9 protein-coding genes and 1 pseudogene are annotated in these 14811 nt (G+C 46.3%); 5 read left to right on the top strand and 5 right to left on the bottom strand.

Translation table 11 applies throughout. The annotated features are described in order from the left end of the window. Window positions 1-22 precede the first annotated feature (22 nt). Complete coding sequence (locus tag DW083_RS07050) at window positions 23-451, top strand: HIT family protein (RefSeq protein ID WP_122331907.1); 429 nt, start codon at window positions 23-25, stop codon at window positions 449-451. A 57-nt stretch (window positions 452-508) separates the two neighbouring features. On the opposite strand, the gene DW083_RS07045 is transcribed toward DW083_RS07050, so the two are convergent. The 5 genes from DW083_RS07045 to DW083_RS07025 all read right to left on the bottom strand — a co-directional run bounded on the left by DW083_RS07045 (window position 509) and on the right by DW083_RS07025 (window position 9556). Further along, window positions 509-1450 (bottom strand): sugar phosphate isomerase/epimerase, encoded by a 942-nt coding sequence (locus DW083_RS07045; protein ID WP_122331906.1) that lies wholly within the window; start codon window positions 1448-1450, stop codon window positions 509-511. A 77-nt stretch (window positions 1451-1527) separates the two neighbouring features. Further along, complete coding sequence (locus DW083_RS07040) at window positions 1528-3912, bottom strand: ABC transporter permease (protein WP_122331905.1); 2385 nt, start codon at window positions 3910-3912, stop codon at window positions 1528-1530. 190 nt (window positions 3913-4102) lie between these two features. After that, window positions 4103-4783: an ABC transporter ATP-binding protein gene (locus DW083_RS07035; RefSeq protein ID WP_115500250.1), complete on the bottom strand. Its 681-nt coding sequence runs from the start codon at window positions 4781-4783 to the stop codon at window positions 4103-4105. 31 nt (window positions 4784-4814) lie between these two features. Further along, window positions 4815-7193 (bottom strand): ABC transporter permease, encoded by a 2379-nt coding sequence (locus tag DW083_RS07030; protein WP_122331904.1) that lies wholly within the window; start codon window positions 7191-7193, stop codon window positions 4815-4817. Window positions 7194-7207: 14 nt separating this feature from the next. Further along, window positions 7208-9556: an ABC transporter permease gene (locus DW083_RS07025; protein WP_122331903.1), complete on the bottom strand. Its 2349-nt coding sequence runs from the start codon at window positions 9554-9556 to the stop codon at window positions 7208-7210. A 1937-nt stretch (window positions 9557-11493) separates the two neighbouring features. Between DW083_RS07025 and pbpC the strand changes: the two are divergent. The 4 genes and pseudogenes from pbpC (at window position 11494) to DW083_RS07000 (ending at window position 14806) form a co-directional block, all read left to right on the top strand. Continuing rightward, window positions 11494-13831, top strand: a pseudogene (pbpC, locus tag DW083_RS07010) (penicillin-binding protein 1C). Between the two features lie 64 nt (window positions 13832-13895). Continuing rightward, on the top strand, window positions 13896-14105 hold the full coding sequence (locus DW083_RS21985) for a hypothetical protein (protein ID WP_115499506.1): 210 nt from the start codon (window positions 13896-13898) through the stop codon (window positions 14103-14105). Continuing rightward, the gene (locus DW083_RS07005; RefSeq protein WP_115499505.1) at window positions 14105-14419 is read left to right on the top strand and encodes a hypothetical protein; all 315 of its coding nucleotides are present in this window, start codon (window positions 14105-14107) and stop codon (window positions 14417-14419) included. Before DW083_RS21985 ends, DW083_RS07005 begins: the two co-directional genes overlap by 1 nt. A 159-nt stretch (window positions 14420-14578) precedes the next feature. Next, entirely contained in the window at window positions 14579-14806 is a 228-nt protein-coding gene (locus DW083_RS07000; RefSeq protein WP_115499504.1) for a ferredoxin family protein, read from the top strand. The last annotated feature ends 5 nt before the right edge of the window (window positions 14807-14811 follow it).

Below are 14811 nucleotides of genomic sequence, written 5' to 3'. Positions count from 1 at the left end.
CATTAATGAAATCTAATAAAATATGAATTTAAGTGATCCCAAAGATTGTCTGTATTGCCAGAACAATCAGACTTTACACGATCTGATGATCGAAATTGCCCCCTTGTCCGTATCCCGGTTGTTCCTGTTTAAGGAACAGACCTATCGAGGCCGCTGCTTGGTAGCCTACAAAGACCATGTACACGATTTGAATATGCTCAGTGACGAAGAGCGGAATGCATTTATGGCAGATGTCGTACGGGTAACCCGCGCGATGCAGAAAGTATTCAATCCGCAAAAGATAAATTACGGTGCTTATTCCGATAAGCTGTCGCATCTTCATTTCCACCTGGCTCCCAAATATGAAGGCGGACCGGATTTCGGCGGAACATTCACCATGAACCCGCAAAAGGTTTATTTATCGGATGCGGAATATCAGGAAATGATTGAAAAGATAAAAGAGGTGTTGTAATAAAAAGGGCAGGTTTGGAACCTGCCCCTACGATGCAACCATTATATTATAATGTATTTACTTCACAAATGATGCTTTCTTCAGATAATTGGCACAACCTTTCACTCCGTCAAATTGCTTGCCTTCGCCAATACCTTCCAGCTCAACGAAATAATCTTTATAGCCATTTGCATAGAACTGTTTGAAGATCGATTCGAAATTCATCATTCCGGATTCTCCTAAAACAGCACGATCCTTAATATGCAATACTTTGATACGATCCGCATATTTCTTCATATATTCGACAGGATCCTGCTGGCCCATAACAGCCCAGTAAACATCCATTTCGAAGAATACGAGGGAAGGATCTGTGTTTGCCAGGAAAATGTCGTAAACCTTTTCGCCCTTATTGTGACGCCCGAACTTCAATTCCTTACCGCCGGGAACTACTTTTGCAAACTCCATATCATGATTATGATAGCCGAACGGGATACCGGCAGCTTTTACAATCTTTCCGGCTTCGTTAAAGACTTCGCATACATATTTTGTTTCTTCCACACTACGGGTGCTGGGCTGGCCGGGCTGAACCAAATATTTCACACCAATCTTGGCATGGTCGTCAGCCGTCTTTTTCCAGTATTCCTTAATTTGGGGCAAGTTGTCTTTCGTGTACTCGCGAACAGGAGGATTCACGTGCGAACTGATGATCTTAAGACCGGCATCATCCGCCATCTTCTTAAATTCCATCATGTCGACACCATTGATCTTGCCGTTACCATAACCGGCCAGCTCCAATGTCTGGTATCCCATCCCTTTCAATTTCTTCATTCCACCCGGAACATCCGTGTATAACTCCTTGCCTAAAGAATAGATTTGTAAACCGATATTCTTTGCTGCCATCGCTTCCGATACAGCAGGTGTTGCAGGCTGGGCTGCAACAGCATTCCCTACTTTACCGGCCATCAAGCCACCTAACGTAAACAGGGACGCATTTTTCAAAAAATTTCTTCTATTGATCATGGTCTATTAAATTTAGATTCTCCAAAGATATACTTTTATTCTGAAACTTTTCAGATATTTACCGGAAAAGGTTATCATCATTCATTTTTAATGCTTTCCACCGGATTTGCCGTAGCCGCTTTCCAGCTTTGGAAAACAACCGTAGCCAGTGTTATAAGCATTACCACGACCAAAGCTGCAGCAAACACCCACACATGAATAGGGGTTTTGTATGTGAAGTTCTCCAGCCATTTCGTTACGCCGTAATACGCAAGCGGAGTTGCCAGGACAAAGCATATCAGCACGATTGCGACATACCGCTTACTCAACATCCCCAAAATACCTCCGACTGTCGAACCGTGCACCTTGCGGATACCGATCTCTTTCTTCCGGTACTGCGACTCGAACACGACCAGACCGAACACACCTACCAGGGAAATAATAATCGCCAACAGACTGAACAGGAACACCATCATACTCAAGTTCTCTTCCTGGCGGTACAGACTGTCGAATATCGTATCGTAAAACAGCACATCCACCGGATAGGCCGGATCGATATCGGCCACGACTTTCCGGATATGATCTACTGCTTCGGGCAGGTTAGTACCCGCCTTGATCCGGATATAAGACACCGGTAACTGTCCCCAATAGTAATTTATAATCAAGGCGGTATTCTCCATCTTGCCACGCAAGGATGTAAAATGGACATCTTTTACGAAGCCCGCTATTTCGATCGGCTCATCCACTCCCATCCAGGGAATATTAAAAGAATCGCCATCTTTTATGTCATATTGATTACGCATGGCATCAAAAAGGATAAAAGTTAGTTTTTTACCCTTTTCATCCGCCTCGGTCAACTGGCGTCCGCCAGTCCGCTGAATCCCCATCACGTCGATAAAATTCCAGGAAACAGGCAGAGCATTGATACCCACATTCTGTTCCTTATACACTCCGCTCCAAGTCATATAGCTGTCCTGCGCTCCCAACTTTTCCTGTGCAAAGGCAACGTCTTCTATCCCCGGATATTCTTTCAGCTTATTGACATACGCATCCTTATTTTTAGCCGCCATCCTGCCGTTCAGTTCCACTACCGCGATGCGGTCTTTATCGAATCCGAGCGGAAAATGTTGCATATAACGGTTCTGCAGGTAAATGAAGAGTGCCCCGATAATCAGGACAAGCGACACCACAAACTGGAATCCCATCAGACAAGTGCGCAGCTTGCGGCCGGCAGGCGAAAGCCCGAACGAACCTTTCAGCACCAGCGCCGGCGGAAACGAAGTGATATACCAGGCCGGATACAAGCCCGCCGCCAATCCGACCAACAATGACAAGCCACCGACCGCAACCAACAAGCCAATGTTGTGACTCAATGCCAAATCTGCCTTTACAAAAGACAGTATCTCCGGACGGTTCAACACATAAATCAAGAACAAAGAAATCAAGAACGAAAGAAAAGCAATTCCCATCGCTTCCACCAAAAGAGACAAACGTAAAACAGACTCCGAACTTCCCAATACTTTCTGCGTATTAATGCTCTTGATGCGCAAAGGCGTCAATGCCGTACTGAAGTTGGTAAAGTTGATAGCCGCCACGATAATAATCAGAAAAGCAATCATCAGCAACAACTTTGTCGTCTCCGGATTACCGCTCTTGACCAGGCGGCCATCCTGCGATTCGTTCAGATAATAAATCTCACTGAAGGGACGAAGCCTGATATGTACATCCTCTTCTCCTTTATAGCATTTACTGAAATCGAACGTACGGTTAAAATTGTCGGCTACGGTTTCCGGTGATGCATCCGGAGTCAGCATGAGATAGCAGAAATAGTTATTACTGCCCCAAGCGTCCTTCGTACGATCGTCATAGATAGCCGTATAAATCACATTGTTCAACTGCGTATTGCCAGGGAAATCTTTATACACCCCTCCTACAACCAGAAAGCCATCCGTATTCTTGCTCCAGATACTTTCTTCCATATTCAGGCGCTGGCCGACAGCCGAACCTTCGCCAAAAAACTTGCGCGCCATGCTTTCCGGTATCAACGCCTTCTCCACATCATTCAAGCAATCGGCATTGCCCTCCACCATATCGAAATGGTACATCTTCGTTATCTCCGGATAACAAGTGATAAACGGTTCTTTAAAGCCCACTTTATCCTGTCCCTGCAAAACCGTAAAATAGTATTCGCCGGTAAACGGATTGAACAAAGTCCCGGCGTCGATCAAAGGCGACGACTGGATAACTGCATCCACAAACGGGCGGGCCAGAATAGTCGAACCCTTATATTCTTTCATGTCCACTTCCACCCGGTAGATACGGGAAACGTTCGGATGACAACTGTCGAACGTCCGTTCATAGCGGACCTGCATCATAATAATGATAAAAGCGGCAAAGGACACCGACAAGCCCACCACGTTTAACGCAGTAGCCAGCCGGAACCTTCTCAACACACTTAGAAAATTTCTTAGAATCGTTTTCATATCAGATTGTCATTATTTTATTCTTTCTGCCATAGCCGTGACTTGGTCTACAAGGACTACTGATATATTCTATCCAAATAGTGTGCCAAAACCTATATATTATTAACTATCAACAATATACCCAACCAGCATCTTTATCATAGTGTCAAATTATTTGACACACCTGTCCATTTTCTTTACAATTACAATCTTATATAAATTCGTTTACCGACGAAACAATGCTACCGTCGAACAGATTAATGATACGGTGAGCGAAACTTGCGTCGTGTTTGGAGTGGGTTACCATCACGATCGTCGTTCCCTCCCGGTTCAGTTCGGTAAGGAGTTGCATCACTTCCGCACCATTCTTGGAATCCAGGTTACCGGTCGGCTCATCGGCGAGGATGATCTTCGGATTCGAAACGACGGCACGGGCAATGGCCACACGCTGCTGCTGACCTCCGGAGAGCTGCTGCGGGAAGTGGTTGGCACGATGGCTGATATTCATCCGTTTCAGAATGTCGTTCACCATCTGCTTACGCTCGGCAGCTTTCACCTTTAGGTAGGTAAGCGGTAGTTCCACATTTTCGAACACATTCAGTTCGTCGATCAGGTTAAAGCTCTGGAACACGAAACCGATATTCCCCTTACGAACCTGCGTACGTTCTTTCTCTTTGAGATGTCCGACCTCTTTGTCCGCCAGATAATAGTCGCCCGATGTCGGGTTATCCAGCAAACCCAGGATATTCAGCAAGGTAGACTTGCCACAACCGGAAGGACCCATGACAGCCACAAACTCACCGTCTTTCACTTCCAGGGAGACATTGTTCAACGCGATCGTCTCCACTTCTTCCGTACGGAAAAACTTACTCAAACCTTCGATCTTAATCATAACCGTTCTTTTATTTATGATTTGTAATTTGTTATTCTGATTTTATATTATTTACCGGATTCTCATTCGCCACATGCCAATTCTGGAATGTCACCGTCACCACCGTAATCACACCCACAACCAGGAATGCAAACGGTAATACCCACCAATACATCGGCGTACGGTAGGCAAAGTTTTCCAACCACCGGTAAACACCATACCAGGCAACCGGAGCACCCAGGATAAAACAGATCAACAGAATCCAGAAATAGTTCACATTGAACATATACAAGATCTGGCCTGTCGTAGATCCCAGCACTTTGCGTACGGCAATTTCTTTCCGCCTGTATTCGCTTTCGAACACAACCAGTCCGAACACGCCCACAATCGAGATAAAGATAGCGATAAGGCTGAACAATGTAATCAGCGAACCGATCTTCAATTCTTTTTCATACGTCCGTTGCATCACCTCATCATAGAAACGAACCACAAAAGGATACTCCGAATCAAACTTGGACAACGACTCACGCACATGTTTCATCCCGGCGCGAAGATCGCTTCCGGCTTTAAACTTCACATAGGCCGTATTATAATAATTGCCTTCCTGCCCCCATTGATATTTTCCCCATAAATAAAAGGCCATCGGGGAAACCTCCTGACGGAAAGAAGCGAACTTGATGTTCGGGATGAAACCGATAATTTCGTCACCATCTATCTTTTCATTCAACTTCAAGTCGTATAACGCTTTTGCTTTTTCGTTAAAAATATAACCGCCATTCTCTTTCAAATCGTCCTCCGGCCGGAAATCACGTCCTTCCTTCACTTCGATTCCCATCACTTTCAAGAAAGAAGAAGAGACAGGAAGACACTGGAAACTAATCTGTTCTCCATTATAATCACGCCCCCAACCCATATACTGATCTTGGCTGGCCAACAGGAACTGGGAATAAGTCACGTCTTCCACTCCGGCAAACGTCTTCAACTGATTCGTGAAAGCGTCCCTGTTCTGGTTGATCTTACCATTCAATTGGATGGTAATCATTTCCTCCTTATCATATCCCAGCGGCGCATTCTGCATATAATGATTCTGTAAATACATAAACAAGGAGCCGATAATCAGGATAAAGGAAGCCACAAACTGAATACTCACCAAGAAGCTCCTCATCCGGCGTCCGGCAAGCGAAAGCCCGAAACTTCCTTTCAACACCAATGCCGGCGGGAAAGAAGTGATGTAATAGGAAGGATAAAGGCCGGCCAACATTCCGACAATCACAGCGATCAAGGCCGTGCCACCAATAATCCCCGGCTGTGCGCCGAACGACATATCGGCATCCACCAGCGAAGCAATCGGCGTTTTCTGTGCGAGATATAAAAACAGAAGCGAAAGCAGATAAGCAAAAATACTGACACAAACCGATTCCATCAACAGACAGCCCCGCAACATACGGTCGGAGCTCCCCAACACCTTCTGTGTATTGATACTCTTAATACGCATCGGGGTCAGTGCCGTACTGAAATTCGTAAAGTTAATGCCGGCAATAATAAGGATAACAAAAGCGATGGAGAAAAGCACAAGTATCGTCTGCCGGCTTGCCTTCGGCATCGAGTCGAAATCGACGTTATTCAAGAAATGGACATCGGGAAGGGAAGTCAAACGGAAATCGATACCATCTTCCCCACTTCCCCACGCAAACTTATCCCCTAAAGCCTCTTGCACATTAAAGTTACTCCTGAAATTATCCAGAACATTATCTTTATTGGCGAGATCATCCAGACGGACAAAGAAAAGATAATTCCAGTTTCCCCAATTATCATAATTTTCTTTCTCATACATAGCCGTGTACATCACGTTCTGCAAGGACGAATTAAGGGGGAAGTCCTTATAAACACCTTTTACAATTTTCGCATCTTCCTTAGGATTGGAAGAGATCAACCGTTTGTCCATGGCCGACTCATTCCCGAAAATCTTCTTTGCCATGCTCTCCGGAAGAATGACACTGTTCGGTTCGTCCAATGCATGTTCAGACCCTTCAAGCATATCGAAAGGGAACACTTTCAAAATTTCGGGAGTCACATTCCATGAGTTTTCCTTATAACTTGTCCGCTGCCCATTCTGATCGACATAGAAAAAACGGTTATCAATCCAGGCACTCAAAAGGCACCCCCCTTCTATATGAGGCGATGATTCGGTAAATGCCCGTGCAAACGGACGGTTGATAATGGCCTGTGAACCCTGCCCGCCCCAAACAACATCCACACGGAATATAGACTGCGCATTCCGGTGGTTGCAGTCGAAGGTGTAATCATAATTCACCTGCATCATAATCAGCATAAAGGCTACAAAGGCTATGCTCAACCCCAACACATTGAGAAGTGTCGCCGCTTTAAAACGGCGAAGTACGCTAAAGAAGTTTCGTAAGATCGTTTTCATACTCGATTTGTTATTTATTCACTTTTAAGACTGTCAACCGGGTTCGCATTTGCCACGCGCCAGTTCTGGATAGAGACAGTTAATAAAGTAATGGTCGTCACCGACAAAAAAGCCAGTACGAAAACCCACCATGAAAGACTTACTTTATAAATAAAACTTTCCTGCCAACGGATGATCGCATAATAGGCGACCGGAACGGCAACCACAAAACAGGCTGTCGCGATTTGCAAATACGTCTTATTAAAGAGACGTAACAGTTCGCCAATCGTTGCACCAAAAACCTTCCGAATGCCAACTTCTTTCCGTTTATATTCACTTTCAAGCATTACAACCCCGAAAACTCCGATCAGCGAGATCAACACCGTCACCAGACTGAAGAAGGTGATCTGGCGTCCTACCCGCAGTTCTTTTTCATAGAGATAGTCCTGAACTTCATCGAACAGGCTGATTTCCGGCAGGTAATTCGGGTCTATATCATGTAAAACGCCCGTAAGAGCCGTTTTCAAATCCGTATAATCGACACCGGTGTGAGTACGGATCATCACCTTGGACAGATAAGTATTCTTTCCGACAAAAAAGCCAAAAGGTTCCGTTATGCTTTTGAAAGAATTATATTTCAGGTCCGGCATAAATCCGGCAATCTGTTCCCGTGCATGAAAATCGCCCCAATCCAGAGACAGGATATCCCCCGGTTCGAGCTCAAATTGCTTGCGTGCCATCTCATTAAAGATATACGTGCCGTCACCCGACGCATCCTCTGCCTGGAAATTCCTTCCGGCAACCGGTTTGATTCCCAAAACATCCAGGATCGAGGGATCTGCCTGGACCAGCAAAAACTGTATCTCTTCGCCGTTGCGAGTGCGTCCCATGCGCGTATAATTATCCGTTGCGCCAATCAGGTGTGAAACCATAGAGACAGACTCGACATCCGGCATTCCTCCTAATTTTTGCTTGATCAGCTCCGGTTGCTTCTTCAATTCGTTCGTCAAGTTTCCGACGACAACCACCTGCTCCTTGTCAAATCCGAGCGGCAGATGGAGCATATACCGGTTTTGCAGGTTCACAAACAAAGCTCCAATGATCAGGACAAAAGAAACGATATATTGCAAACAGACCAGACAGTTCCTCAACTTCTTTCCCTTCGGAGACAGGCCGTAATTACCTTTCAACACCAATGCCGGCGGAAAAGAGGTGATGTACCGGGCAGGCCAATAACTGGCCAACACCCCGATTACAACGACAAATCCTCCCGTACAGAGGATCAAAGGCAACCTACCCTCCAACGAAAGCCCACCGACCACAATATCGGCAAACGAACTTCGCGACAGGCCATAGATATAAAACAAAGACAACAGGTATGCAACCAGGCAAATCCCTACCGCCTCCAAGACCAAAGAAAGGCGGATGATTCCGACACCCCCGCCCAATACCTTTTGCGTATTAATGCTTCTCACCCGCATCGGGACCTGTGCATTGCTGAAGTTGGTAAAATTGATCGCAGCGATCACGACGATCAGGAAAGCGATGCCCAACAGCAAGCGCAACAGGGTATAGCTGCCTTTCTGTTTTTGTGTATCGAAATGGCTGTCTGTCTGAAAATAGACCTCATGTAGGGAGACAAGGCGCAAGTCCATTTCTTCCCAGTTCAACTGGTCATGCCGGAAATATCGTTTGAAATTGCTAACCAATCCGGCGGCGGAAGCCGGATCATCCAGGCGGAGGTAACACTCGTAATTATTCATTCCCCATTGTCCTGCCCCTTCCTGATCGGATATTTTCCTGTAAATTGCATTCCGCACTATGGAATTTTCCGGAAGATCCTTATAGACGCCGCCAACAACAACCGTCCAGCCCTCTCCCACCAATTGTTGTCCCAATGCGGAAGATGAGCCGAAAAACTTCTGGGCCATCCCTTGCGATATCAGCGCCTGGCCGGGAACGGACAGAGCCGACCGGTCTCCTTCGACCATTGTAAGCTCGAACACATCGGCATAGTCCGCAGAGACAGGATATAAGGTCTCGAGGAAAGACTCCCGGTTTCCGTCATGCTCAACCATCACATACTGTTTATCGACAAAGCCATTCAAAAGCGCCCCCTTCACTATATGCGGGGAAGAAGCCACGAAAGCATCTATCAACGGACGGTTCAGGCAAGCCTGCCCTCCATAATCCTCATGCGTAATTTCAAGTCTGTAAAGGCAATCGGCATGTTTATGAAAACGGTCGAACCCCCACTCATACGTCATCTGCATCATCAGAATCAAAAACACAGCAAAAGCTACGGACATACCTATCAAGTTCAAGGCTGTCGGTAACCTAAACCGACGGAATACGCCGGAAAAGTCATGTAACAAAGTCTTCATATCTTCATATGATTGGTTATTTTATGAAAAGCAACAAATAATATGCCAAACAACATAACAACCAAATAATCAATCAGATAAATAAAAAGAAAATAGACAGCAGTGTCTAATTATTTGACACTACTGTCTATTTTCTTGACACTTTATGCAAAGCATCAAAGCACAAACAAAGTTATACCCATAAAGAATCTCTTAACGCAAGAAGTTTTTAAGGTTATATCCCTAAAAACTTTCCTGGAAAATACTATCTCTGTAGGTACTCAGCTCTTGATCAACGACCATTACCCGAAATTCGTGGTAAGCATGGACGAAACATGGCAGGACAACATCGAAGGCGTAAGGCATAAACATTTCGCCGATTTCTTAACTGATACAACGTGGGGATAATACAATAACCCCCTTCCCTGGCTATTTTTCTATTTCGTCTGAAATTTCGATTGATTTTGGATTGACTCTTTTCACGGTTTTAACCATTCCGGCTGACACCGGACGGAATGAGCTGCCGAGGTCATCCCAAAAAGCGTACAATTTGATTACCGAAAGACGGAAACGCCGGCAAAGTGATAAACCTTAACTCCCGGAGAATCGATTATTTGAAAACAAAACGGACGACGTTCCAAATATCGCAAGGAAATTCAGGGGCTTTTTTGCCATGAAAACGGTCCTCTTTCCCATTACGACCGTCCAAATCGCCATTACGACCGTCCTAATCTTCGCGAGCTGCCGAGTGCACTACACATTAGCACGGTCATAATGGCAAAGAGGACGGTCGTAATGGCTGAAAACACTCCCAAAAGAGGAAAAAGTACCTTTTTGAGGCCCAAAAAGCGGATTAACATTTATTGCATTTCGGATGTCTTTTGAACTTGAAAAATCCGTTTTATACAATAAGCCCCCAGCCGCAGGCTCTCTTTTGCCGTTGATTTCAATCAACGAGTTGATAAATTTCCGGCTTTGCCGGATTCCTCTGTGGGTTTGAACCCCTTTCAAATATCTACAAGTAATCCTATTAAAAGGACTCAAGTCCACAGAGGAAGAAGCTTTGCCTCTAAGCCCTAAAACCGTTCGTTGAAACGAAACGGCAAAAGAGAGCCTACGGCAGAGGGCTTATTGTATAAAACGGATTTTTTGAGCTCGAAATGTTCCCTAATTCAAACAAATGTTAATCCACTTTTCAGCTGTCAAAAAGGGGCTTTTTCCTATGATCCGGAACCTTATCGCCATGAAAAGGGACTTTATTGCTCTGATCCGGAACTTTATCGCCTTGAAGTCAGACTTCATATAGCACGAAGTCAACCTTCAAAGCGATGAAGCGTTACTTCAAGGCAATTTTCTGCGCACCTCGCGGCAACAAGCTTCATAATTTCCTTGGGATATTTGAAACGCAGTCCGCCTTCGTTCGCAAATATTCGATTCTCCGGGAGTTAAAGTTTATCACTTTGCCGACGTTTCCGTTTTTTGGTAATCAAATTGTACGCTTTCCGGAATGGGCTGCGCACCTCATCTCCCCTGTTGTCAGTTGAGCAGGCTAAAACCATGAAAAAAGTCAATTCAAAATCAATCAACTTTTCGGACGAAATAGAAAAATGGCCGAGGGGAGAGGTTATTGTACATTCCCTCATTTTTACATTATTTTTCCCTTTTTCTTTGTTTATTTCATATCCGCCGCTTTCTTTTGGGATAACCGAGACTGCCTGCCTTTATACGATCCCACATCAAGTGTTGATGGACTGCACTTTTATCCAAGTGTTGATGGACTGCACTTTTATCCGGATAAAAATGTATTATCAGCGCACTTTTATCCAGATAAAGCAGAAACGCATCTATTTTTTATACTATCTTTGCTTGTGAATAGCTACTTCAAATAAGCATCATATATGGGCCCCTGTATGCTATTGGAAATATATGACAATCTTCGTTTCAAATAAACAGAGGCAATGATTCATCTATTCTTCATAAAACTATTGATAGAAGTCGTTATGTATCTGGCTGCTCCCCGGACTATCTTTCCGGAGTCCTGCTCTACCCTGCTCTATTCTTCCGAGGGCAGTTGTTGGGAGCACGGATCGCACCGGACGGACAGTGGCGTTTTCCGCCGGCGGACACGATACCGGATAAGTTCGTCACCTGTCTCCTGACATATGAAGACAAACGCTTTTACCGGCATCCCGGAATAGACCCGATCGCCATCGCACGCGCGGCACGGCTCAACCTCACGGCTCGCCGGGTGGTTAGTGGCGGAAGTACCGTCACGATGCAGTTGGCACGCATTGCAAGAGGAAACCACAACCGTACATTATATGAAAAAGCGGTCGAAACAGCTTGGGCATTACTGTTGGAAACGGCATACAGCAAGGATAAGATACTTAACCTCTATGCTTCACATGCCCCGTTCGGGGGGAACGTGGTCGGTATAGAAGCGGCCGCATGGCGCTATTTCGGGCGAAACGCAGCCGAGCTGTCGTGGGCCGAAAGCGCCACACTTGCCGTATTGCCCAACTCGCCCGCCCTGATTCATCCCGGACGTAACCGGGAGAAATTGAAGGCCAAACGCGACAAGCTATTGGCATCTCTGAAGAAATCGGGCGTACTGGACGAAACGACATACGAACTGGCCTGCATGGAACCGCTGCCCGAAGCTCCTGTCCCGCTACCCGACGAAGCACCCCACCTGCTCGAACGACTGGCAGCCGATGCTCCGGGAACGCGTATCACGACCTCCGTCCGCCAAATGCTGCAACGGCAGGCACAGGCGATCGTCAACCGGTATGCACGCGACTATAGTTCCAATTATATCCATAATCTGGCCGCCCTCGTCACCGACACCGAAACAGGCGAAGTGCTTGCCTATGCCGGAAACGTCACCTTCCGGGCCGATGCCCGCAAGGGAAACCAGGTCGACATCATCACCTCGCCCCGCAGCACAGGCAGCATCCTGAAACCGTTCCTTTACGCCGCCATGCTGCATGACGGGTTACTGCTTCCGGGCACACTCGTCTCGGATGTACCATTGAACATTAACGGCTTCACGCCCCAAAACTACAACAAGACGTTCTACGGGGCTGTCCCGGCACACCGGGCAATCGAACGTTCGCTCAATGTCCCGTTGGTACGGATGCTTTCCCAATATAACACCGGGCGGTTCATGTCGCTGCTGAAAAAGGCAGGGATGACTACACTCCGTTTTTCGGAAGAACACTATGGCGCTTCCTTGATCTTGGGAGGTGCGGAAGGGACGTTATGGGATCTGACAGGGATGTACGCTTCGCTGGCGCGGACGCTTTCGCACTACCGGCCCTACAATGGGCGCTACAACCCGGCCGATATCCACCCGCTGACACCGTTTCCGGCTCATGCCGACACCCCTATCCTGTCTGTTGCCGACAAACGGCTCACAGACCGTCCTCTCCTCTCTGCCGCCTCCATCTGGTTCACCTTCGAAGCGATGTCTGCCCTGAACCGCCCGGAAGAAGAAGCGGACTGGCAACAGTTCGAATCGATGAAGCAGGTGGCCTGGAAAACGGGAACAAGTTACGGAGGACGTGACGCCTGGGCGATCGGGACAACACCGCGCTATACGGTAGGCGTATGGGTGGGGAATGCTCGGGCGAAGGGCGGCCGGGTTTGACGGGTGTGGGAAATGCGGCTCCTGTCCTCTTCGACCTTTTCTCGCTGCTTCCGGGAGGCAACTGGTTCGATATGCCTTACGACGAACTCGAACCGATGGCGGTCTGCCGTCTCAGCGGGCATAAGGCTTCCGCTATCTGCGACCAGGTCGATACGCTCTATATGCCCCGCTCGGGCAACGGCACAGCGGTTTGTCCCTACCACAGGCTTGTCCATCTTTCTGCAGACGGGCGTTTCCGGGTGAACAGCTCTTGCGAATCGGTGGACCGGATGATCACGCGTTCCTGGTTCGTACTGCCTCCCTCGCAGGAATATTATTACCGGAATTACCATATCGACTACGCGCCCCTGCCTCCGGTCAAACCGGGATGCGCCCCCGAACAGAGCCGGCAGATCGAACTGATCTATCCGGAGCATAACGCCATCCTCTACCTGCCCAAAGGCTTCTCCGGCAAACCGGAAAAGTTCATCTTCAAAGCAGCTCATGCACGCTCCGACGCCACCCTCTACTGGCATCTCGACGCCACCTATCTCGGTGAAACAACCGGTAACCACCAAATCGCCTGCCAAGCCGATCCGGGCAAACATCTGCTGACGCTGATAGACAATTTCGGGAATCAGAGGAAGATATTGTTTGAGGTAAAATGATTGTTACTTTTGGCTTGTTTAATTGATTTATAATTCGTTCTTTTGTAAAACATTCAATTTATGTATGAAGAAAAAGAAAACTACATATCGTTTAGCAATGAAAGAGCAATCTTCTTGTTCTTTGCATGAACCGGAGATAGCATATGGACAATCTCAAAGAGACGTTGATGTTTATGCTGTTATCTCACAAAAAGAGCTTGACGAAAACTGCCTGACTTTAGCTGAATCAAAACGTCTGATAATGGAAAAGATCCACAAACACTTTACCCCTTAATGGACGTTTATATTGACAAACGGGTACATCAGCAAATAGAAGACTTTTACGATGTAGCTTTATTAAGACACCCTTCATTAGATGAAGTCATAGTAATGCGTAAAATCCAGCGTTTGTATGATGCGCTTGAGTTATTAGGGCTCTATGCTTCCATTTATCCGATTTCACGTATAAAAGAAGAATGGATAACCAAAGGCTATAGGGAATATATTATTGAAGACTTTCATTTTGCATATCAGATTTACAAAAAAGAAAATGGCGAAGTTTTTGTCCGGGTACATGATGCTTGCCATAGCTTCCTTTATCACGAATAATTTTCAGACACATACAATCGGCCACCCGTTTCTCCGAGCAAACAGCCTGGTCACATTATTAAAATCAGGAATAAAAGATTCTATCTATAAAGTTTTTACTACCTTTGGCAATCTTAAACAAAATAGTTAGTGTTACATTAGTTTTTAAATATAGAAATTATGGCGAAGATAAAAGGAGCTGTTGTTGTAAACACAGAACGATGCAAAGGCTGTAACCTTTGTGTAGTAGCCTGCCCGTCGGATGTACTCGAATTGCATCCGCGCGAAGTAAACAACAAGGGATACCATTATGTGTATATGAAGAACCCTGACGACTGCATCGGTTGTGCAAGTTGCGGGTTAGTTTGTCCGGACGGGTGTTTAACCATCTACAAAGTAAAAATATAATTGAC

The sequence above is a fragment of the Parabacteroides sp. AF48-14 genome, from assembly GCF_003477465.1.
Lineage (GTDB): Bacteria > Bacteroidota > Bacteroidia > Bacteroidales > Tannerellaceae > Parabacteroides > Parabacteroides acidifaciens.
The sequence above is the reverse complement of the archived record's forward strand: the minus strand, read 5'-3'. Positions and strand labels throughout refer to the sequence as shown.

Coding starts and splice junctions, on each gene's coding strand:
- DW083_RS07005 (WP_115499505.1), top strand. CDS start 14,105: ATGGACGTTTATATTGACAAACGGGTACATCAGCAAATAGAAGACTTT.
- DW083_RS07040 (WP_122331905.1), bottom strand. CDS start 3,912: ATGAAAACGATTCTAAGAAATTTTCTAAGTGTGTTGAGAAGGTTCCGG.
- DW083_RS07045 (WP_122331906.1), bottom strand. CDS start 1,450: ATGATCAATAGAAGAAATTTTTTGAAAAATGCGTCCCTGTTTACGTTA.
- DW083_RS07035 (WP_115500250.1), bottom strand. CDS start 4,783: ATGATTAAGATCGAAGGTTTGAGTAAGTTTTTCCGTACGGAAGAAGTG.
- DW083_RS07025 (WP_122331903.1), bottom strand. CDS start 9,556: ATGAAGACTTTGTTACATGACTTTTCCGGCGTATTCCGTCGGTTTAGG.
- DW083_RS21985 (WP_115499506.1), top strand. CDS start 13,896: ATGAAGAAAAAGAAAACTACATATCGTTTAGCAATGAAAGAGCAATCT.
- DW083_RS07000 (WP_115499504.1), top strand. CDS start 14,579: ATGGCGAAGATAAAAGGAGCTGTTGTTGTAAACACAGAACGATGCAAA.
- DW083_RS07050 (WP_122331907.1), top strand. CDS start 23: ATGAATTTAAGTGATCCCAAAGATTGTCTGTATTGCCAGAACAATCAG.
- DW083_RS07030 (WP_122331904.1), bottom strand. CDS start 7,193: ATGAAAACGATCTTACGAAACTTCTTTAGCGTACTTCGCCGTTTTAAA.